Below are 23,613 nucleotides of genomic sequence, written 5' to 3'. Positions count from 1 at the left end.
ACTCCCACTCCCTGCACACTCAGCAAGCGAATGTAAATGGGACGTGACAATGTCGAAACAAGGAGCAATCCATGCAGGTCAGCAGAAGGCAGTTCTTTAAGATCTGCGCTGGCGGTATGGCAGGCACCACGGCAGCGGCACTGGGTTTTGCACCCAGCGTAGCACTCGCGGAAACCCGGCAGTATAAACTGCTGCGCACCCGCGAAACCCGTAATACCTGCACCTATTGTTCCGTAGGCTGTGGGCTGTTGATGTACAGCCTCGGTGACGGAGCAAAAAACGCCAAAGCATCTATCTTCCATATCGAAGGCGATCCGGATCACCCGGTCAACCGCGGTGCACTTTGTCCGAAAGGCGCTGGCCTGGTGGATTTCATCCACTCCGAAAGCCGTCTGAAGTTTCCGGAATACCGTGCGCCAGGTTCTGATAAATGGCAGCAAATCAGTTGGGAAGAGGCGTTTGATCGCATCGCCAAACTGATGAAAGAAGACCGCGATGCTAACTACATTGCGCAAAACGCCGAAGGCGTGACTGTTAACCGCTGGCTCTCCACCGGGATGCTGTGTGCTTCCGCGTCGAGTAACGAAACCGGCTATTTAACGCAAAAATTCTCCCGCGCGCTGGGTATGCTCGCGGTCGACAACCAGGCGCGTGTCTGACACGGACCAACGGTAGCAAGTCTTGCTCCAACATTTGGTCGCGGTGCGATGACCAACCACTGGGTCGACATCAAGAACGCCAACCTCGTCGTGGTGATGGGCGGTAACGCCGCTGAAGCACACCCGGTCGGGTTCCGCTGGGCGATGGAAGCCAAAATTCACAACGGCGCGAAGCTGATTGTGATCGATCCTCGCTTTACGCGTACGGCGGCGGTGGCTGACTACTATGCTCCTATTCGTTCCGGTACTGACATTGCTTTCCTGTCAGGCGTATTGCTGTACCTGCTGAACAATGAAAAATTCAACCGCGAATACACCGAAGCCTATACCAACGCTAGCCTTATCGTGCGTGAGGATTACGGCTTTGAAGATGGCCTGTTCACCGGCTACGACGCGGAAAAACGCAAGTACGATAAATCCAGCTGGACTTACGAACTGGACGAAAACGGCTTCGCCAAACGCGATACCACGCTGCAACATCCGCGCTGCGTGTGGAACTTGCTGAAACAGCACGTTTCCCGCTACACGCCAGATGTGGTTGAAAACATCTGTGGTACGCCAAAAGACGCGTTCCTGAAAGTCTGCGAATACATCGCAGAAACCAGTGCTCACGATAAAACCGCCTCGTTCCTCTACGCGCTCGGCTGGACGCAACACTCCGTTGGTGCGCAGAACATTCGTACGATGGCGATGATCCAACTGCTGCTCGGCAACATGGGGATGGCAGGCGGCGGCGTTAACGCCCTGCGCGGTCACTCCAACATTCAGGGGCTGACGGACCTGGGGCTGCTGTCGCAGAGCCTGCCAGGTTACATGACGCTACCAAGCGAGAAGCAGACTGATCTGCAAACCTACCTCGCCGCCAGCACGCCGAAACCGCTGCTGGAAGGACAGGTTAACTACTGGAGCAACTACCCGAAATTCTTCGTCTCCATGATGAAGGCCTTCTTTGGTGATAAAGCGACGGCGGAAAATAGCTGGGGCTTTGACTGGTTGCCGAAGTGGGATAAAGGCTACGACGTCCTGCAATACTTCGAGATGATGAAAGAGGGCAAGGTCAATGGCTATATCTGCCAGGGCTTTAACCCGGTTGCCTCATTCCCGAACAAAAACAAAGTGATCGGTTGTCTGTCGAAACTGAAGTTCCTCGTCACCATCGACCCGCTGAACACTGAAACCTCTAACTTCTGGCAGAACCACGGTGAGCTGAACGAAGTTGACTCGTCGAAGATCCAGACCGAAGTGTTCCGTCTGCCATCGACCTGCTTCGCGGAAGAGAACGGTTCTATCGTTAACTCAGGTCGCTGGTTGCAGTGGCACTGGAAAGGTGCGGACGCCCCGGGGATTGCGCTGACTGACGGCGAGATCCTCTCCGGTATCTTCCTGCGCTTGCGCAAGATGTATGCCGAACAGGGTGGTGCGAACCCGGACCAGGTGCTGAACATGACCTGGAACTACGCCATTCCGCATGAGCCATCTTCAGAAGAAGTGGCGATGGAGAGCAACGGTAAGGCGCTGGCCGATATTACCGATCCGGCAACCGGTGCGGTTATCGTCAAGAAAGGCCAACAACTTAGCTCGTTTGCCCAACTGCGCGATGACGGTACAACCTCCTGTGGCTGCTGGATTTTCGCCGGTAGCTGGACGCCGGAAGGCAACCAGATGGCGCGTCGTGATAACGCCGATCCGTCTGGCCTCGGTAACACGCTGGGCTGGGCATGGGCATGGCCGCTTAACCGCCGCATTCTGTATAACCGCGCCTCCGCAGATCCGCAGGGTAACCCGTGGGATCCGAAGCGTCAGTTACTGAAATGGGACGGCACTAAGTGGACCGGCTGGGATATTCCGGACTACAGCGCAGCACCTCCGGGCAGTGGCGTCGGGCCGTTTATCATGCAGCAGGAAGGCATGGGGCGTCTGTTTGCCCTCGATAAGATGGCGGAAGGTCCATTCCCGGAACACTACGAGCCGTTTGAAACGCCGCTGGGAACTAACCCGCTGCATCCAAACGTTATCTCGAACCCGGCTGCGCGTATCTTTAAAGACGACGCCGAAGCATTGGGTAAAGCCGATAAGTTCCCGTATGTCGGAACCACCTATCGTCTGACCGAGCACTTCCACTACTGGACCAAACACGCGCTGTTGAACGCGATTTTGCAACCAGAGCAGTTTGTGGAAATCGGGGAGTCGCTGGCGAATAAACTTGGCATTGCCCAGGGCGATACCGTGAAAGTCTCCTCCAACCGTGGCTATATCAAAGCCAAAGCGGTGGTGACCAAACGCATTCGCACGCTGAAAGCGAACGGCAAAGATATCGATACCATCGGTATTCCGATTCACTGGGGCTATGAAGGTGTTGCGAAAAAAGGCTTTATTGCCAATACGTTGACGCCATTCGTTGGTGATGCGAACACGCAGACGCCAGAGTTTAAGTCCTTCCTTGTGAATGTGGAAAAGGTATAACGGAGACGACATATGGCTTATCAATCGCAAGACATTATTCGTCGCTCCGCGACTAACGGTCTGACCCCCGCGCCTCAGGCGCGGGACTTCCAGGAAGAAGTGGCGAAACTCATCGACGTCACCACCTGCATCGGCTGTAAAGCCTGTCAGGTGGCGTGTTCAGAGTGGAACGACATTCGCGATACCGTCGGCAATAACATTGGGGTGTACGACAACCCCAATGATTTAAGCGCCAAATCGTGGACGGTAATGCGCTTCTCGGAAGTGGAGCAGAACGACAAACTGGAATGGCTGATCCGCAAAGACGGCTGTATGCACTGTTCCGATCCAGGCTGCCTGAAAGCGTGCCCGGCGGAAGGGGCAATTATTCAGTATGCCAACGGTATCGTCGACTTCCAGTCCGAGCAGTGCATTGGCTGCGGTTATTGCATTGCGGGCTGCCCGTTCGATATTCCGCGCCTCAACCCGGAAGACAACCGCGTCTACAAATGTACGCTGTGCGTTGACCGCGTGGTGGTTGGGCAAGAACCGGCCTGCGTGAAAACCTGCCCGACGGGTGCGATTCACTTCGGTACGAAAGAGTCGATGAAAACGCTGGCGAGCGAGCGCGTGGCTGAGCTGAAAACCCGTGGTTACGACAATGCGGGTCTGTACGATCCGGCAGGCGTTGGTGGTACACACGTCATGTACGTGCTGCACCATGCTGACAAGCCAAATCTGTATCATGGCTTGCCGGAGAACCCGGAAATCAGCCAAACCGTGAAATTCTGGAAAGGCATCTGGAAACCGCTCGCGGCTGTTGGCTTTGCGGCTACCTTTGCGGCCAGTATCTTCCACTACGTGGGTGTCGGTCCGAACCGTGCGGATGAGGAAGAGAACAATCTGCACGAAGAGAAAGACGAGGAGCGCAAATGAAACGACGTGACACCATCGTGCGCTACACCGCGCCGGAACGTATCAACCACTGGATCACCGCCTTCTGCTTCATCCTGGCGGCGGTGAGCGGGCTGGGCTTTTTCTTCCCTTCCTTCAACTGGTTGATGCAAATCATGGGCACACCGCAGCTGGCGCGAATTCTGCACCCGTTTGTCGGCGTGGTTATGTTTGCCTCGTTCATCATCATGTTTTTCCGTTACTGGCATCACAACCTAATCAATCGGGATGATATCTTTTGGGCAAAGAATATTCGTAAGATCGTCGTCAACGAGGAAGTAGGTGACACCGGGCGTTATAACTTCGGTCAGAAATGCGTTTTCTGGGCGGCGATTATTTTCCTGGTTCTGCTGCTGGTGAGCGGCGTGATTATCTGGCGTCCTTATTTTGCGCCTGCTTTCTCAATCCCGGTGATCCGATTCGCGTTAATGCTGCATTCATTTGCCGCAGTGGCGTTAATTGTGGTTATCATGGTGCATATCTATGCCGCCCTTTGGGTGAAAGGCACGATTACCGCCATGGTGGAAGGATGGGTTACCAGCGCCTGGGCGAAGAAACATCACCCGCGCTGGTACCGTGAGGTCCGCAAGACAACGGAAAAGAAAGCTGAATGAGTATTCGCATAATCCCGCAAGATGAGCTGGGTTCGAGCGAGAAACGTACGGCGGATATGATTCCGCCGTTATTGTTCCCTCGGCTCAAGAATTTATACAACCGCCGCGCCGAGCGTCTGCGCGAGCTGGCAGAAAATAATCCGCTGGGTGATTACCTGCGCTTTGCTGCGCTTATCGCCCACGCCCAGGAAGTGGTGCTGTACGACCATCCGCTGGAGATGGATCTGACTGCACGCATTAAAGAAGCCAGCGCACAGGGCAAGCCCCCGCTGGATATTCACGTTCTGCCGCGTGATAAGCACTGGCAAAAACTGCTGATGGCGCTGATTGCTGAACTGAAACCTGAAATGAGCGGCCCGGCGCTGGCAGTGATTGAGAATCTGGAGAAGGCATCGACCCAGGAGCTGGAAGATATGGCCAGCGCACTGTTTGCCTCTGATTTCTCGTCCGTCAGCAGCGATAAAGCGCCGTTTATCTGGGCTGCACTGTCGCTCTACTGGGCGCAGATGGCCAATCTGATTCCCGGCAAGGCCCGCGCTGAATACGGCGAACAACGTCAATATTGCCCGGTTTGTGGTTCTATGCCTGTGTCCAGCATGGTGCAAATTGGCACCACTCAGGGTCTGCGTTACCTGCACTGCAACCTGTGTGAAACCGAATGGCACGTAGTGCGCGTAAAATGCAGCAACTGTGAACAGAGCGGCAAACTGCATTACTGGTCGCTGGATGACGAACAGGCCGCGATTAAAGCCGAAAGCTGCGATGACTGCGGCACTTACCTGAAGATTCTTTATCAGGAAAAAGAACCAAAAGTTGAAGCCGTGGCAGATGACCTCGCCTCTCTGGTCCTGGACGCGCGAATGGAGCAAGAAGGCTACGCCCGTAGTTCCATCAACCCGTTCCTGTTTCCGGGTGAAGGGGAGTAATCTCTGACGTTTTCCGGGTGGCGCAGGTCGCCCGGATTACAGCTCATAAGGTGTGAGGACACCTGCTATTCCCGCAAAATCTCTCGTATTTCGCGTTACTAGTTCAAAGCCATAAATCTGTGCTGTTGCCAGAATAATGGCATCTGGAAGTTTCATTCTATACTCCTGCCTTAAAGCAACGCTTCGTTCCGCGATATCCTGCGAAATCCCAATAACGTTAAACGCACTCATTGCAATCCGTGTGCGATGTTCTTGATCATATTTTTTAGCGCCAACTAGCACCTCCATCCAGGTGACCAGACTAATCGCATTCTGTAGGGGCCATGCCTCCAGTGCCTGTTTTGCCTCAATTCGTCCGCTGAACAAATCGATAAGGATATTGGTATCAAAAAGCGCAGTTCTTTTTGCCATTACCATTCCTCGCGCAGCTTACGCTGATATTCGACACCATCTTCATCACACCCTTGCCAGATACCAAGAGCACTGGATATTGTCGTTTTCGATTGATTTTCCAGATATTGATCTACCGCTTCTCGTAACAGCTCTGCGCGAGGAAGATTGCGCTGCACTTTGAGATCATCAAGTCGCTTAATCACCTCATCGGATAAATCGAGTAAAATTCTGCCCATATCCATACCTGCCATAGCGCTCATATATACCTCCAGTATATCATTTTTGAATGCATGATGAGCAAAATACTCTTGCAAAACCTTTAAAGAAAGCTCATTTACGCATCACTTTTTATTTTTGCGAGGCGTTTTCCAGATATGATGTAACAGTTGCAGTTATTATAAGTTCAGGTAAAACAGCCTTGTGTTAATGCCAGAATAAGAGCATCTGGCTTTTTGTTTTTATATTCAAGAATGAAAAAATCTTTTTGTCATTCCTTATGCTGCTTACATAGTTCTTCAACACCAACTGCCTCGTCCCTTTTCCTGCCGCCTTTTGCCTTACGCACCGGAAATTGCTGCCGCTCCAGATATTGCTCTACCGCTTCGCGTAAAATTGCAGATCGCGAAACTTTACGCCAGCCCCTGAGCTTATTCAGCCTTTTAATTACCTCTTCTGATAAATGAAGAAAAACCGTATTCATCGCCATTTTCACCACCTTACATATATTTCTCATTAATGTATGTGCGAAAATTACGCCAGAAAGTTAATTACCGAAAGCGGATTTTTTCATATTGTTTTGTTTTTGCGAGACGTTTTCCAGAAATAATGCAACAGTTGCACTTATTTAAATTATTATTGAAACACGGTTCAGCTATCGTCCGGGATAATTTATTATTAATCAGATGCTGGCGCACCCACAGAAAAAAGACAAACAATAAGGATGAACTATGAATTCTTATGATATATCACATTCAAGAATATTTATTTTTTGATCTGTTTTGCATGGGTCTTCGGTTGCCTTATTCGCATGGTGTACCCGAAAAAAGTCAGTGTCTTTACCGCACCAGGTTTAAGGTAAAATTTATCATCCATCGCAGACCAGTCAGTGCTGCCACCAACTGGTCTTTGATTGCTAGTAGTAGTAAATTTGCGGATAACAGTCCGGGAACCAAACGATTCCGTCCGGATCATCCCCCCGCATCACTCTATAGCATTGGCGTCGATCATCGGCGCGACGGCGAAGCGTAGTATAGAGCCGCTTCCATTCATGATCGCCCGGTATACTGTAGTTTACCCAACAATCCATTGAAGGGTGACGCCATTTACCTGTCAGTGTTGGGATCCCTGAATGCTTATGCGGCTTCGCTTTACCATTACGATCCCTATCTTTACGCGTATTAAAGGTGGACATTTTTAGTCTCCTGTTGAGAGTTCTAAAAATGTGCTTCCTTAAAATAGTTCATCATTTTCCCTTAATTCGCATAGCGTGCTTTTGCACGAATTTCCGATACGCGGGGACCATTATGATAGCGTCGATGCCCACACATCCAACAAGAACAAATACAGGGAGTACGAAAGCAAACACCTGATGCTTTTTTGCTTCCATCGCCTGCAGTGCGATAACGACAGCGGATTTTTTTTAATCGCGCCATATGATGGCGACGTTCAGCACGATTACGGGTCATAGCAAAACTCCTGAGCAGGCGGCACTATGCCGCTTTCATAGGAGTTCTGAATGCTGGTGCTTTCTGTATGGCATAACCATGCCTCTAACGGTTAAGTGCTTGCAGCACATGTTGCGGATCATTGGCAATCGCTCGCAGCAAAGCCTTTGCAGGCCCGGTCGGTGAACGCCGCCCCTGCTCCCAGTTACGCAACGTGTCTACGCTTACAGAAATAAGATCGGCAAATTTAGATTGTGACAACCCTGAAGCGCGGCGTATTTCTTTGATTTTCATAGCATCAACTTCAAAAGTCCGCGAAGGCTGTCGCGTTCCTTCAATAATTTCATTCATCTGGGCCATGCTGTGAGTCAACCGCTCAAAAAGTGCCTTATCCATTTACCACCTCGTATTTAACAACCGGAGCATTGCTTTTTCCTGGGGAGACAGATCATCTTTAATACCCTTACGATAAATAAGCAGCAATCTGATCTCATAACGTTTAACCTGATGAAAGTAAATAACCCTGACTCCAGCACGTTTCCCCTTTCCTCCTGCCACCCATCGAACCTTTCTTAACCCACCAGTTTCAGGTATTACCTCACCATAGTCAGGATTCAAGGCCAGGAAAAACTGAAAACGACTGAATTCATCGTCGTTCAGCAGTTTTTGAACATCTTCAGTAAAAATTTCCGTTTCGATGAAGAGCATAATTATACGCCATTGGCTTAGAGTAACAATCCTTTTTGTACGTCATTGACGTACCCTTGAAACCACTAGCTTACTGATAGTGCTCCAGCAAAACCATGTCTCTGCCGGGTTTGTCTTTACATTTGCGAGACGCTTTCCAGATTTTTCACGCCCGTGAATTTCCCTGTATCCATCCAACAAAAACGGGTGTATAAAACTGTACATTCATACAGCAAAATGAGTTCTACTATGACACTGGAAAAAGGAATTGCAGAGTTAGTCGAAGAATTTATCGCTGCGGGTCGCCCCTCATTGCGTCAACAAAGTATTGCGCAGCGCAGGGAGGGCTATATCGCCAGCGCTGTCCTTGCGGATGAGACAGAAACGCGGGTAGATATTCAGACTATCGAACTTGAAGGGATGACCTTACGAATAGTGTCACCGCTGAATGCCCCGACATTACTCCCGACGATAATTTATTACTACGGTGGCTGTTTTGTTAGCGGCGGGTTCGCAACTCACGACAACCAGCTGCGCCAGTTAGCCTATTACGGGCAATGTCGTGTTATTACCGTCCAGTATCGGCTGGCACCGGAACATACTTTCCCCGCCGCCCATGATGATGCGCAACAAGGTGCAGAATTAGTCTGGCAACACGCCGAACGACTCGGCGTTGATAAACAACGGATAACTCTTGCCGGTGACAGTGCGGGCGGACATCTGGCGCTGGTAACTGCTTTGCGATTAAAGCGTGCTGGCGAGTGGCAACCAGCACAACTCATCTTAATTTATCCCATGCTTGATGCGACTGCGCATTTCGAAAGCTACATACGCAATGGTCACGATTACATCATTACACGCGATACTCTACTGAGCGGCTTTGAGATGTACCTGCCAGATATTGATCGCAAGCATCCTGAAGCCAGTCCTCTATGGCGCGATGATTTTAATGGCTTGCCGACTGTTCATATCATTACCGCAGAATATGATCCGCTTTGTGATGAAGGCGAAGCGTTGTATCACCACATGACCGAGCAAGGAGTGCAATGTACCTGCCAACGCTACCCTGGCGTTATCCACGGATTTTTTCAGTTAGGTGGTATCAGTGAGGCCGCGCGATCGGCACTACGGGATGTTGCCTGGAGAGCGGGAGGGTAACTTCGGACCTGGGCCCTGAAAAGGTTTTCAGATTGAAAACCTTTTCAGTCAAGTAAAACGCCCCTACTCTTCTTCGTTCCCGCCCTCTTCATACGGGCCAAATGGCTTCGCGGGAAGAACGATATACGTGCCTTCAAACACTGCCCCCGGCGTCTCGTCGCCAAAGATTTCGACCTGCATCTGTACCCGTGCTTTTCGTCCGCGCGCCAGACGGTCAAGATCGCCGCTTAAGGCACCGAGGTCGGCTACCGCATGAGGTTTACCGCTAATCGGCTTGCTGTAGCGGATATGCGCATCCGCCAGAATAATCGTTCCACCGAGATGGCGTTCGCGCAGCATCAACCAGATTAGCCCCCAACCGGTAAGCGTTGCCAGCGAGAATAAACTCCCGGCAAACAGCGTATGATGCGGATTCTGATTGCCGGTTTCCGGCATGGTGGTGATAAATTTTTGCCCGGTATATTGCTGAATGCGCACGCCCATTTTTTCACTAAGCGGGATGTGTTCATACCACGCTTGTTGCAACTGCGCGCACCAGTCGCCGCGATGCAGAATGTCATCCAGAGTGGCGACGGGTTTAATCATCAAAAAATGGCGAATTGGCGTGGTGGTTGGCGTGGTGATCTCCCCCTGATTAACAAACCCCAGCTTGGCAAAAAACTCCACCGCGTCTTCACGGGCGCTGCAGGTCACGCGCTTAACGCCTTCCTGGCGCGCCACTGACTCCAGGGTCATCGCCATCAGCGTTCCCAGCCCTTTGTCTTGCACGTCGGGATGAACGGCCATAAAGCGAATGGATGCTTCGTTATCGGCATTAATATACAGCCGCCCTACTGCCACCAGATTACCCTGCTCGTCGACGACCATCTGGTGATGCGCCATCGCATCCCACGCGTCGCGTTCCGAACCTTTTGGTTGATGCAGGGGTTTACGCAACATCTCCCAGCGGAACTGATAGTAGCGCTCTAATTCTTCTTCTGTTTGTGGAACCCGAAGGTGATACATAGCGATACTCTCTCTTGTTTCCCGTGACACCCCTGGAAGCTGGCTCATACCTGCAACCAGAATGTCACGGGACCATCATTGACCAGCGATACCTGCATATCCGCAGCGAAGCGTCCTGTTTGCGTGTTCATCTCTTGTTGACGGCAGCGTTCGACGAAATAGTCATATAACGCCTCTGCGCGATCCGGTGATGCGCCTTTGGAGAAACTTGGGCGCATCCCCCGTTCGGTATCTGCGGCGAGGGTAAACTGGGAAACTACCAGCACACTACCGCCCGCCTGTTGCACGTTGAGATTCATCTTGCCTTCGGCATCGCTGAAGATGCGGTAGCCGAGCACACGCTCGCACAGACGGTTTGCTTTCTGTTCGTCGTCATCCTTTTCGACACCCAATAACACCAAAAGTCCCGCGCCAATTTCGCCCGTCACTTCTCCCTCCACGGTGACGCTGGCACGGGTTACGCGTTGAATTAATGCAATCATGGTTCGTCGTCTTCTTCTTGTTCAGCTGCTTGTTTTAGTTTGCGGTATTCCCCGAGAGTGACAGTAATTTCCGCGCCAAGCAAGACGATACACCATGTCCAGTAGACCCAGACAAAGAGAATGGGTATCACCGCCAGCACGCCGTAAATGAGCTGATATGACGGGAACATGGTGATATAAAGCGCGAAACCTTTCTTTCCTGCTTCGAACAGGAGTGCGGCGACAAACGCGCCGACAATAGCATCACGATTCGGTACGCGGATGGTGGGAACGATGCTGTAAAGCAACCAAAAGGAGATCCACGACAACAGCAGCGGAAAAATACGCAGCACATTGTCGATGACAGTATTGAGATCGCTCGCCCAGCGCAGGGAGAGCAAATAGGAACTGATCGCCAGACTGGCCCCTGCCAGCAGCGGCCCCAGCGTTAAAATCATCCAGTACACAGCAAACGAGTAAATTTTTGGCCGTACCCGTTTACTTCGCCAGATGGCATTCAATGCACTATCAATGGAATACATCAGCAATAACGCCGTGACGATCAGGCCACATGCCCCGACGGCGGTCATCTTGTTGGAATTGGCAACAAACTGTTCAATATATTGCTGGATAACGTCGCCAGTGGCAGGCAGAAAGTTGGCAAAAATAAAGTGACGCAACTGAATGCTGACGTCGGAAAACATGGGAAAAGCGGCGAAAAGTGCAAAAACAACGGCAACCAGCGGCACTAATGAGAGCAACGACACATAGGCAAGATTACCTGCCAGGGTGGTCATGTTGTCCTCATTAATGCGTTGCCAGAGTAGTTTCAGCCAGGCCCATAGCGGACGGGTACGATGCCTGGCTTTTTCATGGATGGTTTTTAGCATAACACCTTCGCGAAATAGTCCGGGATGGTGGTTTTATCTTTCACCAGAATACTGGTAATGCCTAGCTGATTTGCTCCTTCTATATTATCGGCGTTATCGTCGAAAAAGACCGTATCGTCTGGTGAAAAACCTTCTGCCTGCAAAACATGCTGGTAAATTCGTGCTTCAGGTTTGCGCATGCCCAGATCTTGCGAAAGATAGATATGGTCAGCAGCATCACGGATTTCCGGGTATTCCTCCGGCCAGAAGGTGGTATGCAGGCGGTTGGTATTGGAAAGCACCACCACGCGATGCCCCTGCTCACGCAGTTTATGCATGATGGCGATCACTTCCGGGCGCAGCGCGACAAACACCGCCTGCCAGCCGTGGGAGAACTGCTCGTAGCTTAGCGGTAGAGCCATCTCATGACACATCGCCTCTGCGAACGCTTCGTCGCTAATTTCCCCGCGCTCATGCTGATGAAAAGCCTCCCCCATATGAAAACTCTTCTTAAGCGATGCCAGCGGAATACGCGTTAAATCGCTCCAGGTTCCCAGCACACGGTTAAAGTCGATATCGACAATCACATTACCTAAATCAAAGATATAGAGCATTTTTGCCTCCTTTCTCGCCACAAGAAATTAACTGTAGCGGGAAAGGATGGGTTTGGCTATGTGGCAATAAGGGTAATCTTGTGATGCTGATTGCGAAAAAGCAGAGTAATTTCACTGGCTTTTTCGCAATAGATGAATGGTTAAGATTCAGGTGTAAATTGCCAACGAGTTTCGATGACCAGCGGCTTCTCTGGCATCACCAATTCTGGCGTTAAATTTATTGTGTTAGGTGCCTGGGTAAGCGGATTAACACAGGTAGCATCAGGCTGTTTATCAAATACCACCAGACTGTTTGCAGAAGAAGTCATGGTCATCGCGAGTTTACCAGGCCACAGTAGCTTAACCTTCACCCCGTCATAAAAACCAAAACAGTCATCCCAGGGACCGGCTTGAGGAGAGATGCGATTTCCTGTTGGCAGTTCATCACTACCCGCTTCTTCTTGCCAGTCCGCATCAAAAAGCACCTGCAACGATTCTGTGCTTTGCGGGGTCAGCTTTTTCGCAAACCACGGATGCCAGCCTGCAGAGGCCGGGAATGTATCGGCATGTGAATGGATTTCCAGTTGCAAAACCAGCGCATCATTCTCCAGCAAAAAAGTCTGAATCACTTCCCCTTGCCAGGGCCACGGTGAAGCCAGGGGCATACGTAAAGTCAGGGAATCTATTGTTTTGTCGATGATTTCCCACGTTGAGTAACAAGCCATACCATGCAACGCATGTGGTGGTTTATTGGCGGGTAAAGAATAACATTGCCCACCAACATTCAGCGTCGCATTCCCCAGTCGCCCTGCCCACGGCACCATTGGAAAACAGCCGTACTGAAAAGCTCTGCGCTGTGGCTGCCATTGGCGTAATACTTCAGAACCAAATGCCTGTAACGAGGTTATCCTGGCACCATCATGCGGATAAATCTGCAGGCGAATATTGCCTTTTTCCAGCGTAACTAACTCTCCTACAGGCCCAGGCCAGGGCGCGTCAAATGCGAGCTGTAGCGCCAGGTGATGTTCGTTTTTCCGTTCAGTTTTCATGAGATTGTTCCCTGATGTAGCGGTAAGAAGCGGTTTCTTGTTCATCAGTCGGCTCAATCAGCCAGACGCAAACAAAAGAAAGAACTGAGACAGCAAATAAAAACAGAGCGACATACCACGGCTTTCCTCCCCCTAGCGCCAGCAAACTTGAGGCGATAAGAGGGCTTAATCCGCCAAGAATCGCGGAAAATTGATAGGCAAAAGAAAGGCCGGTATATCGTACTTTGGTGCCGAACATGCGGGTGAAGAGTGTCGGCTGCACGGCGAACATCATCGTCGGGCCTAAGTTATAGCCGAGGATCATACTGCACCAGATGATGAGCGTACTTTTACTATCCAGCAATAAGAAGAAAGGAAACGCGAACAGGACACAAAATCCCGCGCCTGATAAATACAGACATTTTTGACCTATACGATCTGATAACCATCCAACCAATGGGCAACTGAAAATACCGATCGCCGAGGCAATCAACATACCCGTCAGGGGAATATCTCGCGATAATGCTAATTGGCTGGAAATATAAACAATACCAAAGGCGTTAATAATATTGGAAGAGACACTCTCCGCCAGCCTCGCGCCCAGTGCCAATAAAATATTTCGCGGATGTTTTTTGAATAATTCAATCAACGGAGGAACAGACTTTTCTTTATTATTCGTCGTTTTTTGCTTTTGAAAATCCAGTGTCTCCTCAGTATGCAGGCGGATAAATAATCCAACGATCAACATCACCGCAGAAAGCCAAAACGGAATACGCCATCCCCAGGAGAGAAACTGTTCCTGAGTCAGTAAATGGTTACAAAGCGCAAAAACACCGGTTGCCAGCATAATCCCCACTGATGCAGCCGTTTGTGGGAGCGAACCTAAAAAACCGCGCCGGGATTCGGGCGCAGATTCAATGGTCATCAATGCCGCTCCGCCATACTCGCCACCAAGACCAAAGCCCTGAATTAAACGCAGCGCCATTAATATGAGCGGTGCCCAGATCCCAATTTCCTGATACGTCGGAATAAAACCAATCAAAAATGTGGAGCAACCGACAATAGCCAGTGTCCAGATAAGTGTTATTTTTCGCCCAATTTTATCGCCAAAATGGCCAAAGACGATGCCACCTAAGGGACGAGTCAAAAAACCAACGCCAAAGGTCGCAAAGGAGGCTATAAGACCTATAAAAGGATCGCTGTTCGGGAAAAAAAGCGGAGCAAATACCAGCCCTGCTGCCGTGCCAAAAATAAAGAAGTCATACCATTCCATCAACGCGCCCGCGAAACTGCCCATTACGACACGTCTCATGGCTTTACCGGAAAGTCCTTCTCGCGGTGTGGGTAACGTTTCAGACATCATTTTCCTCTCCTGGTCGGCGAGAAATTGGGGAATAACCCACTACAAAGTGGGCAGTCTGATAAATACGCGCATCGGCCTGATGTCGATACGCGTTATGTTTATTTGTTCAATTCCGCCAGAACTTCCGCGTCTTCGGCATCCACATTCGCCCCCAAAGGTTCCCAATTAATCAATACGCAGGTCAGGAATCCCAGGAATGGCACAATTGCCAACCAGTAAAACGCTTCAGTTTTCAACGCACCCCACAGCATCGGCCAGAAAATAAGCCCGGCAATCGCACCGGTGCGCATAATCGCGCGGGCAAATCCGACCCCTGTAGGGCGAATAGCAGGAGGATAAGAGAGTGTGGCAATGGTCATACCCAGCCCACCAGGACCCGCTGAATGGAAGAAAATAATTGATCCCAATAACCCTAAAGACAGCCAGGGGTTAGTCGTTGCCAGCGCACCTAACGACAGTAATGCTAAGGTCACAACGGCAAATCCATACATCGATTGTCGGCGAGTACCCAGTCGTTGGAGAATAAACGAGCCGATCATCCCGCCAGTCACCCCACAAAGGGCATTCACGACGGCAGAACCCGTCAACGCACCAGTAAGCCCGCCACTTATTATTCCCGCCAACGTAAGAGGAAGATAAACACCTACGGCGTTATATTGCCACGCCTGCATGGTTGCCACGACACAGCCAAGAATGGTGCGTTTGCGGTAACGATCATTAAATAAGATGCCATATCCACCACTGTATTTACTCTCTGCTTTTTGCGAAGATCTGGCTTCTGCTGTACCCGGTGCCGCAACGCGAGCCTGAACACCATAACGTTTTCCCAGAATGTCGCAGGCTTCCTGGTAACGCCCGACGCGAGCGGCCCACATTGCGGATTCACCAATAAAGAAGTAACGCAAAACCATGAAGATGACTGCGAAAATAGCTCCGATGAATATTCCGTAACGCCACAACTGTTCTTCAGCGATACCCGACAGAAGCAGCGGCAAAAGCACCAAATAAACAACGGTTGTCGAAACATACCAGGCCATTTGCCAGAGGTTGACCGACGTTCCGGTTTTCTTCGACGTTGAACCACGAAGCTCTGCCACGGCATTGGTTGCCAAAGGGAAGTCGATGCCTAAGCCAAAGCCCATGATGACGCGGCACACCAGCACCCACCAGATACTGGGCGCAATAGCTACCGCAGCAGCCCCGATGGTGCACAGCCCCATGCCAATAATAAATGCCCGCTTTTGCCCAAAGCGGTTTATTACTCGGTTCGCTAATAAACCGCCAATTAACGCGGCGATTAATACTGACGCATTAACGGTTGCGGCAAGGCCCGGCGAAATGCCAAATTGAGCGGCAATATATTTATTACCAAACCCCACCATCGCCGCCTGGTAGGCATCAATCAATATGCCGCCTAAAGCGATAAAAATAACGCCGATGCTGGTGTTGATTGCAGAGTTCTTATTAACAATATCAATTACGTCCTGTGGCCGACTAATTGAATAAGTTGCAGGACTGGTGATTTGACTCATCGCAGTGTCCTTTTTAATTGTTGTAGGGTGGCGCTAGCGTGGCGCAGCGCCAGACAGAGATTTAGAAAATCATTCCGGCGCAAATTGCAGCATGACTTTTATGGAATCATTTTGCTGCGCACGTTCGAACGCTGCCGCTGCATCCTCAATGGCAAATAAATCGGTAACCAGTTCACTGGTATCAAACCGCCCATCCGCCAGCCATTCGATAACGGCATCGAAATCTTCAGGGATGTACATGCCAGAGTTGAGCAAGTCACGCTCGAAACGTTGCATCATCGGTAGCGGTATTTCACGCGGCCCACTCGGTACGCCCATGCACACGACGGTGCCTCCGGCATACACACGGGTACAGGCATCATTAAGCGTGGCCTGCGCTGCAACAACATCAATCGCCCCCGTAAATCGCACATCTGCGGCCAGTTCCCCTGGAGCCCAAACTTCTGCTGCGCCCAGCTTTAACGCCAGGGCGCGTTTGGCAGCGTCAGGTTCAATCACGGTGATCTTCCCTGCTCCCATAATGCGCAGTGCCTGCACGATAGATAATCCAATCGTTCCGGCACCAATAACCAGTACGCTTTCCAGAGAAGCCTTCGGCATCCGGTTAACGCAATGGCGAGCACAAGCCGCCGGTTCGGCAAAGGCCAACACTTTTAGCGGTAAAGAGGCTGGTGCAACATGGCAATTACGCGCAGGAACAATGTGCTGTGAGCGAGCAAAGCCCGGCGCGCGAAAACCGGCAACCTGCGGTGGTTCACAAAGATTAAAACGTCCTGCTTTGCAGGCCCGGCATTCCATGCAAGCCATGATGGGATCGACCACAACATGATCGCCCGGCTGTACATTTTTAACGTCGCTGCCAATTTCCGTAACGCACGCTGCAATTTCATGACCGGGGACGACAGGCGGTTTGGCAAACGGATGACCGCCCTTCAGAACATGCAGATCCGAACCGCATATCCCGTAGAACACGGGCGCAATCCGTACTTCGTGCGGTTTAAGTTCCTGGTGTGGTACTTCAACATATTGAGTGGTGACTTTCCCAATATCTGAAAATAAAACCTGGGTAATTTTATCCATTGTTATTCTCCAGAATCGATATCCATAGGGGATTAGCGTTGCGCGATACCTTCATCGACAATTTCTGCCAACCGTTGTAAACGAGGAACAGAGACATCGCGCAGCATAGTTTGTGGATCTTGTGCACCAACAACCGACGCCCAAACCGCTCGTCCAGCCAGGAAGCCCGACGCACCACCTTTCATGGCAATACTTACTGCACGGCCAAAAATATCGGCATCAACGCCAGAAGAAAGAATTACCCACGGCATCTTCATCTGATCGTTAAGTTGCTGACAGGCGGCAAGTAAGGTTTTTTCATCGCCTTTGCCCCCTAATGGCATCTCGGCTTTGTAAAGATCAGCCTCTGTTCCACCAAGCTCTGCGGCGGCGGCAACAATGGCGCTTTCACGATCAAAGTCCCAACCGCGACGAGGTGGACGCACCACAGGTTCAATAATGCTAACCAGCCCGGCACTACGGCAGCGACGAACAAATTTATCAACCATTGCCAGACGTTCCTCTGCGGGTTCATCTTCACGCCAGAGTACAAGTAATTTCATTGCCTTAGCCCCCATTTCACGGGCTTTATGCGGGTCGACGGACATATCTATTTCAACGCTATCAACCGGGATGCCATTACCTGGGATAAAAAGATCGGCAGCGACAATCAGGCCGCAAGAATTAGCAACAGCGCCCTGCTCGACTATTTGCTCAAGACAAAATTGTTTATCCGCCAGAACGGCAGAAGCATAAGGAGAAAGGATTCGGGTCGCGGCAACCTTAAAATCGGTGAGTACACTGTCGGCAATGGGTTTGGGCTGCCCTGCTGCCGCAAACATCAGGCGCATGGCCTCACGCTGATCGACAGCTAACATGGCGAATCCACCACCTGGGCGGGAGATATCTTTCAGCGTAAATGGGGTGAAGTGGGATGACATAGAAACTCCTGTTAATAGATAAAATTAAAGACCAGCCTGCTGGCGAACCTGATTTAGCAGGGCGCTCCAGTCCTGCCGCCCTTTGCCGTCTTGACTTGCTGCGGCGTAATAACTTTCTGCTGCAATCCCCATATTGAGCGGCGCCCCCGTTTCCCGAGCGACGTCAACTGCAATACGCAGATCTTTCAATGCCAGGTCCACCATGAAGGCGGGAGAAAGATCGCCTTTCAGCACTTTGCCAGGCCAGGTGGTCGTAAAATGTCCTTTCCCTGCTGCCGTACCACTCATCACCTTAATTGCGACATCAAGATTTAATCCCAGTGACTCACATAACACAGCGGCTTCGGAGGACAGCGCATTAAGCGCAATGCTCATATAGTTGTTAATTAGCTTCACGCGGATCCCCATTCCTGGGCCGCCAGCCTCGACCAGCTCATTACCCATGCACATGAGAATCGGGCGTGCACGCGCAATCTGCTCATCAGTGCCACCCGCTAAAATCAGCAATGTGCCATCAATCGCATTCACGGACGTTCTGCCCACGGGGGCGTCCATCATACTGATGCCTTTTTCTTGTAATTCCCGTATTAATGCATCGGTCTGTAAGGGATGAATAGTCGACATATCAATCAATAACGCGTCAGATGAAACAGTTTCACAGACGCCTTTTTCCCCCAACAGCACCTGTCGAACAATGTCACCATTGGGAAGCATAGTGATGATAAATTCAGCGCCTGCTGCCGCTTCCGCTGGGGTTTGTGCCGCAGTGGCCCCCTGCGTAACTAGCGCATCGACGGCCTGTGCATTGACATCAAATACCTGCAATGAATGCCCTTTTTGCAATAGATTGTTAGCCATAGGGCTACCCATCTGCCCCAGCCCGAGAAATGCAATGGTTGCCATGAATGCTCTCCTGTCTGACATTGACAAAATAATGACAATTGAAAATTCGTTTTCGTCTGTTTTTGAGCATATTTGTAATTTATGTTCAAAAACACGACACGCATCACTAATTTGATCATTTGTGTCATTTAAATTGACCAAAGACGACAAAATTAAACAGGACAAGACAAATATGACCAGGATTGCATGCGTGGGTATCACAGTTCAGGACAGGATTTATTCTTTGCCCACTCTGCCGGAGGGCGGCGGGAAATATCAGGCAAATCATTATCTTGAGATTGGTGGCGGCCCGGCAGCAACAGCCGGTGTTGCAATCGCAAAACTTGGCGTGGAGGTTGATTTCATCGGTCGCGTCGGCGATGACAGTTGTGGAAATACCTTACTTGCAGAACTTGAGGGTTGGGGCGTCAATACCGCATTTTGCCGCCGATATCCTAACGCCCGTTCGTCGCAATCAGCGATCCTCGTTGATCAGCATGGCGAACGGATTATCGTTAATTATCCAAGTCCCGATCTCGGTACTGATGCCGAATGGTTAGAAGCGATCGATTTCTCTCGTTATGATCTGATTCTGGCCGATGTTCGCTGGCATAGCGGTACTGAAAAAGCATTCTCGCTAGCGCGCCTTGCGGGGGTGACAACGCTTTTAGACGCCGATATGACACCGCAGGATATTTCTCCACTTGTCGCGCTTGCCGATCATGCTGTGTTCTCTACGCCAGGCCTGAAACGTATGACTGGCCTTCAGTCACCTGAAGAAAGCTTGTACCAGGCAACGACACAAACAGCAGGTAAAGTGTATGTCACGCTGGGTTCTGAAGGTTCGTTGTGGATTGAAGATGATCATTTGTGTCAACAGGAGGCATTTTCTGTCAATGTGGTTGATACCACTGGAGCAGGCGATGTTTTTCACGGTGCACTCGCGGTAGCGTTGGCAGAAAAAATGCCAACAAAAGAGGCTATTCGTTTTGCCAGTGCGGTTGCCGCGATGAAATGTACCCAGCCTGGCGGTCGGGCTGGCATTCCTAATCGTGAGCAAACCGAATCATTTTTGTCACTTTATGCGTAAAATGGTAAACATCTACCGAGGAGGGGCAAGGGAGTATTCATGAGTATCATCGAAGTGACAGGTAATCCACGCCATGACCAACTCGTTCATCTAATCGCAGAACGCGGTTATATGAATATTGAAGAACTGGCACAACTGCTGGATGTTTCAACGCAAACCGTGCGCCGGGATATCCGAAAACTCAGTGAGCAGGGGTTGATCACCCGTCATCATGGAGGAGCCGGGCGCGTCTCCAGCGTCATGAATACCGCTTTTGAGCAACGGGAACTTTCGCTCACCGCCGAGAAACGGGCGATCGCTGAGGCGGTCGCCGATTACCTTCCCGAACGCTGTACTGTCTTCATCACCATCGGTACAACCGTAGAAGCCGTTGCCAGGGCATTACTCAACCGTCGTGATTTACGCATTATCACTAACAGCCTGCGTGTGGCACAGATTCTTTATAAGAATCAGGATATTGAAGTGATGGTGCCGGGAGGCACTTTACGCGCCCATAACGGTGGGATTATCGGCCCTGGAGCCGTGGATTTTATTGAAGGTTTTCGCGCAGACTATTTAATCACCAGTATTGGTGCCATTGAGCATGACGGCACCCTGCTGGAATTTGATGTCAATGAAGCGTTAGTCGCGAGAACGATGATTAAACATGCGCGGAATACATTGCTAGTGGCAGATCATACTAAGTTTGCCGCTTCGGCTGCGGTTTCAATTGGCAATGCGCGGAATGTCAGGGCTTTTTTTACTGATGCCCCGCCTCCCAATTCTTTCTGCCAGTTGTTAAGTGAAGAGAATGTTGAACTGGTGGTTGCCGAGCAGGAAGTTTCCTGAAATTGAAACTTCGAAAAATCCGCTGGGGATTCAGCGGATTTTATTTTGCCGGATGCGGCCTACGGTTGATACGGTTTTCGTTGGCCGGATTAAGCACATCCGGCCATTAATTAAGCTTCAGCCGCCAGCATCTCTTTCTTACGTTGGCTAATTCGCTTAACCAGCATTACGGAAACCACCGCACCACAGAATGCGAAGCAGGCCATAATGCCAAACACGATTTTGTAGCCAATAATCCCCGGATTTAAATCCAGAATGTAGCCATACAGACTGAAGCAGAACATCGCCGGGGCGTAACCGATAAAGCTACCCAACGCCATCGCCGCGCCTGTTTTATTTTCAGCAATTTTTGCTTCGCCAATAGGAGCAAAGAATACGGCGCGCTGAGTAAAGACAATCGCACCAAAGCCCAATGTACAGGCCATCCCTAAATAGACCGGCATGCTTTCGTGCGGCAGCATAATCAACAGTACGAGCGCAGCGGTACTGATGATAAAGGTGTAGCATAGATATTTACTCGGCGATTTCAGGATCTTATCTGAAATCATGCCACCAATCGGTCCTCCGATCATTTTCAGACAGTATTGGTTAATGATGCCGTAAGCCCCCACCAGCGCAACGGGCAGTAGATAGATGTTTTTCAGGAATGGAATGAAGAACGTCAGGCCACAGTAAACCGCGTAAACGAAGAAAACGTTGAAAGCGATAAGCCAGATGGTTTTGTCTTTCAGCACCGAGGTCATACTGGTGTTTTGCGATGCTTCGTCTTCTTTTTTCGCCTCCACGGACGGTGCCTCTTCTTTGTCATTGAGGACAAAGAAAATGATAACACCCACGGCAATCACAATAAGGGAATAGAACCAGATACCCGCTTTAAAGCCCAATAAGCCACTGCCAAACCAGGTAAATACTGCCAACGCAGAAAATGCCACCACGGTATCGACAATGCCACGCCCTGTTTCGAAGAAGCCAAACAACCGACCTTGTTGTTCGCTATTGCCCAATCGACTTACTGACTTGAGCAAGACCGGCCAGTTCATCATGTCGCAGGTAACGCCAAATAGCGCCCAGACAAAGAGGATGCCCCAATACCCCGGCATTGTTGTCAAATAAACACCCAGTAATCCCGTCGCAATGAGTGAGAGTGACATGGTGTATCTGCGCGGTAGTTTATCAGCAAAATAAATAGACAGAAAAAAGCCCACTGTGGTGACAAATGAGTTTACCGACATAGCATTACCAATTTGACCATTAGTCAAATGGAAATATTCCTGCATCGGGATATAAAACGCATCTTTCAGCGACGGTAATTTATAAATTGTACCGCCACACAGTGTTAATAGACTAAATAACGCCCATTTCTTTTTCGTGAGCATAACATCCCCTAAGCGATTTTTAAAATCACTGTTTTAAAGGCAATAAGATATCGACCATTCTTATGGAATGGTTTTATTAACTGCGTATGAGTTAAAACTTATTAGTGGTTCAGAAGATGGCTTGCCTCTTGTTTGATTTGTTGTAGTACGTTACGCACATGATTTATCTGATTAATCGCATCTTCTTTTTCTTTACGTAACCGCGCATCCAGTAAATGATTTTCTGGTAGTGGTGTTTCACTCATCTGGCGATAAGGGATCCACGGATTATCATCTTCGTCTTCAAAGCGGAACGCCGGAGCATAATAATCAACCTCTTCTTCCAGGCCATATGCCGTCACCTGCGGCTCATCATCGCCCAGGCAGATAAGGTGCGTTAATAACGCTTTGAATGGCATATCTCCCTGACCTGAAATACAGGCTTTATGGCCCAGACCACCCTGTTCTTTAACAATCAATGCATCTTTGATATGCACCTGGGTAATATGTGGCGCCATCGTTTTTAAAGCGTCGATGGGATGCTCATTTGCATTGATCATGTTCGCAAAATCAAACAGTAAGGAAAGAGACTCCATCTCACTTTCTTTGACCAGCGACACCAGCTCATGGCTTTTTAAATCTTCATGCTGCTCGATCGTAAAAGTCAGGCCGCTGTCCTGATACGTTTCCCGTACATAGGCAATGTCGTTAGCGATGATCGATAATACGTCGCGCAAATTACCTTCATAACGTGGATAAAAACGTACGGACGATGCCCCGGTTTTCAACGCGATGGCGACGGCTTCGTCAATAGATGCCTTATCTGAGGCGCTGGTTTCAATATGAATATCAAGATTCAGACGGCGGGCTTTATCACCAAAGGCAGAGAGTTCTTTATCGTCCATATTGCCAAGAGAAAAACGCTCTCCATCCAGAACATGAATTTTGACGCCCCGCAGATTATTTTCACTCGCGATATCAAGTAAATCAGCAGGCAATACTCTTTCCAGCCGCATATTTAAATGAAAGGCATAAGCATGTAAATAAAGAGGAAGAGTATCGACACGTTGTAGAATCTTTCTTGCGTTATTTGTTGTCACCATAAAACAC

Annotated in this window: 24 protein-coding genes; 7 read left to right on the top strand and 17 right to left on the bottom strand. The window is 50.1% G+C overall.

Going from position 1 to position 23,613, the window contains the following annotated elements; genetic code table 11:
* The first annotated feature begins 71 nt into the window (after nt 1–71).
* From fdnG to fdhE, 4 genes are read left to right on the top strand one after another with little or no spacing between them, the layout of a single operon-like run.
* On the top strand, nt 72–3,122 hold the full coding sequence (fdnG, locus tag D9736_RS17045) for a formate dehydrogenase-N subunit alpha (RefSeq protein WP_130209998.1): 3,051 nt from the start codon (nt 72–74) through the stop codon (nt 3,120–3,122).
* Nucleotides 3,123–3,134: 12 nt separating this feature from the next.
* Nucleotides 3,135–4,037 carry a formate dehydrogenase O subunit beta gene (gene fdoH / locus D9736_RS17040; protein ID WP_000331381.1) on the top strand — a complete coding sequence of 301 codons (903 nt, stop codon included), beginning with the start codon at nt 3,135–3,137 and terminating at the stop codon, nt 4,035–4,037.
* Complete coding sequence (fdoI, locus tag D9736_RS17035; RefSeq protein WP_130216200.1) at nt 4,034–4,669, top strand: formate dehydrogenase cytochrome b556 subunit; 636 nt, start codon at nt 4,034–4,036, stop codon at nt 4,667–4,669. Before fdoH ends, fdoI begins: the two co-directional genes overlap by 4 nt.
* Nucleotides 4,666–5,595 carry a formate dehydrogenase accessory protein FdhE gene (gene fdhE, locus D9736_RS17030; protein WP_000027708.1) on the top strand — a complete coding sequence of 310 codons (930 nt, stop codon included), beginning with the start codon at nt 4,666–4,668 and terminating at the stop codon, nt 5,593–5,595. Before fdoI ends, fdhE begins: the two co-directional genes overlap by 4 nt.
* Before the next feature lie 36 nt (nt 5,596–5,631).
* Here fdhE and D9736_RS17025 read toward each other — a convergent pair whose 3' ends face one another.
* From D9736_RS17025 to D9736_RS16990, 5 genes are all read right to left on the bottom strand, one after another.
* Nucleotides 5,632–6,006, bottom strand: coding sequence for a type II toxin-antitoxin system VapC family toxin (locus D9736_RS17025; protein ID WP_130258788.1), 375 nt, complete (start codon nt 6,004–6,006; stop codon nt 5,632–5,634).
* Entirely contained in the window at nt 6,006–6,248 is a 243-nt protein-coding gene (locus D9736_RS17020) for a CopG family transcriptional regulator (RefSeq protein ID WP_130216196.1), read from the bottom strand. Before D9736_RS17020 ends, D9736_RS17025 begins: the two co-directional genes overlap by 1 nt.
* A 227-nt stretch (nt 6,249–6,475) precedes the next feature.
* Nucleotides 6,476–6,694, bottom strand: a complete 219-nt coding sequence (locus tag D9736_RS17015; protein WP_130223048.1) for a CopG family transcriptional regulator — start codon at nt 6,692–6,694, stop codon at nt 6,476–6,478.
* Nucleotides 6,695–7,757: 1,063 nt separating this feature from the next.
* Nucleotides 7,758–8,048 (bottom strand): NadS family protein, encoded by a 291-nt coding sequence (gene nadS, locus D9736_RS16995; protein WP_000356397.1) that lies wholly within the window; start codon nt 8,046–8,048, stop codon nt 7,758–7,760.
* Nucleotides 8,049–8,360 (bottom strand): type II toxin-antitoxin system RelE/ParE family toxin, encoded by a 312-nt coding sequence (locus D9736_RS16990; RefSeq protein WP_130258786.1) that lies wholly within the window; start codon nt 8,358–8,360, stop codon nt 8,049–8,051.
* Between the two features lie 228 nt (nt 8,361–8,588).
* Here D9736_RS16990 and D9736_RS16985 point away from each other — a divergent pair, with 228 nt between their 5' ends.
* Nucleotides 8,589–9,497, top strand: coding sequence for an alpha/beta hydrolase (locus D9736_RS16985; protein WP_130258785.1), 909 nt, complete (start codon nt 8,589–8,591; stop codon nt 9,495–9,497).
* 63 nt (nt 9,498–9,560) lie between these two features.
* Here the strand turns inward: D9736_RS16985 and fabY are convergent, their stop codons facing one another.
* The 10 genes from fabY to yihU all read right to left on the bottom strand — a co-directional run bounded on the left by fabY (nt 9,561) and on the right by yihU (nt 19,251).
* Nucleotides 9,561–10,502: a fatty acid biosynthesis protein FabY gene (fabY, locus tag D9736_RS16980; protein WP_001297068.1), complete on the bottom strand. Its 942-nt coding sequence runs from the start codon at nt 10,500–10,502 to the stop codon at nt 9,561–9,563.
* Between the two features lie 44 nt (nt 10,503–10,546).
* Complete coding sequence (dtd, locus tag D9736_RS16975; RefSeq protein WP_000560983.1) at nt 10,547–10,984, bottom strand: D-aminoacyl-tRNA deacylase; 438 nt, start codon at nt 10,982–10,984, stop codon at nt 10,547–10,549.
* Nucleotides 10,981–11,853, bottom strand: a complete 873-nt coding sequence (locus D9736_RS16970) for a virulence factor BrkB family protein (protein WP_000920721.1) — start codon at nt 11,851–11,853, stop codon at nt 10,981–10,983. The genes dtd and D9736_RS16970 overlap by 4 nt, the downstream gene beginning before the upstream one ends.
* Nucleotides 11,847–12,446, bottom strand: a complete 600-nt coding sequence (yihX, locus tag D9736_RS16965) for a glucose-1-phosphatase (protein WP_130223056.1) — start codon at nt 12,444–12,446, stop codon at nt 11,847–11,849. Before yihX ends, D9736_RS16970 begins: the two co-directional genes overlap by 7 nt.
* A 140-nt stretch (nt 12,447–12,586) precedes the next feature.
* Complete coding sequence (locus tag D9736_RS16960; RefSeq protein WP_130258784.1) at nt 12,587–13,474, bottom strand: aldose 1-epimerase; 888 nt, start codon at nt 13,472–13,474, stop codon at nt 12,587–12,589.
* Nucleotides 13,464–14,813 (bottom strand): MFS transporter, encoded by a 1,350-nt coding sequence (locus D9736_RS16955; protein WP_105283807.1) that lies wholly within the window; start codon nt 14,811–14,813, stop codon nt 13,464–13,466. The genes D9736_RS16960 and D9736_RS16955 overlap by 11 nt, the downstream gene beginning before the upstream one ends.
* Before the next feature lie 101 nt (nt 14,814–14,914).
* Nucleotides 14,915–16,348 (bottom strand): MFS transporter, encoded by a 1,434-nt coding sequence (locus tag D9736_RS16950; protein WP_130258783.1) that lies wholly within the window; start codon nt 16,346–16,348, stop codon nt 14,915–14,917.
* A gap of 69 nt (nt 16,349–16,417) precedes the next feature.
* A complete protein-coding gene (locus D9736_RS16945; RefSeq protein WP_130258782.1) occupies nt 16,418–17,428 on the bottom strand; it encodes an alcohol dehydrogenase catalytic domain-containing protein in 1,011 nt (336 codons plus the stop codon).
* Nucleotides 17,429–17,460: 32 nt separating this feature from the next.
* Nucleotides 17,461–18,348 carry an aldolase gene (locus D9736_RS16940; RefSeq protein WP_000094544.1) on the bottom strand — a complete coding sequence of 296 codons (888 nt, stop codon included), beginning with the start codon at nt 18,346–18,348 and terminating at the stop codon, nt 17,461–17,463.
* 24 nt (nt 18,349–18,372) lie between these two features.
* Complete coding sequence (yihU, locus tag D9736_RS16935) at nt 18,373–19,251, bottom strand: sulfolactaldehyde 3-reductase (RefSeq protein ID WP_130258781.1); 879 nt, start codon at nt 19,249–19,251, stop codon at nt 18,373–18,375.
* A gap of 172 nt (nt 19,252–19,423) precedes the next feature.
* Here yihU and D9736_RS16930 point away from each other — a divergent pair, with 172 nt between their 5' ends.
* Nucleotides 19,424–20,320, top strand: coding sequence for a sugar kinase (locus D9736_RS16930; protein ID WP_130258780.1), 897 nt, complete (start codon nt 19,424–19,426; stop codon nt 20,318–20,320).
* A gap of 39 nt (nt 20,321–20,359) precedes the next feature.
* On the top strand, nt 20,360–21,148 hold the full coding sequence (locus D9736_RS16925; protein WP_000022286.1) for a DeoR/GlpR family DNA-binding transcription regulator: 789 nt from the start codon (nt 20,360–20,362) through the stop codon (nt 21,146–21,148).
* 110 nt (nt 21,149–21,258) lie between these two features.
* Here D9736_RS16925 and D9736_RS16920 read toward each other — a convergent pair whose 3' ends face one another.
* Both D9736_RS16920 and D9736_RS16915 read right to left on the bottom strand, forming a co-directional pair.
* Nucleotides 21,259–22,524, bottom strand: a complete 1,266-nt coding sequence (locus tag D9736_RS16920) for an MFS transporter (RefSeq protein WP_130258779.1) — start codon at nt 22,522–22,524, stop codon at nt 21,259–21,261.
* Nucleotides 22,525–22,625: 101 nt separating this feature from the next.
* The gene (locus D9736_RS16915) at nt 22,626–23,606 is read right to left on the bottom strand and encodes a TIM barrel protein (RefSeq protein ID WP_130216175.1); all 981 of its coding nucleotides are present in this window, start codon (nt 23,604–23,606) and stop codon (nt 22,626–22,628) included.
* Nucleotides 23,607–23,613 lie beyond the last annotated feature (7 nt).

It is taken from the genome of Escherichia sp. E10V10 (assembly GCF_004211985.1).
Classification (GTDB): domain Bacteria; phylum Pseudomonadota; class Gammaproteobacteria; order Enterobacterales; family Enterobacteriaceae; genus Escherichia.
The sequence above is the reverse complement of the archived record's forward strand: the minus strand, read 5'-3'. Positions and strand labels throughout refer to the sequence as shown.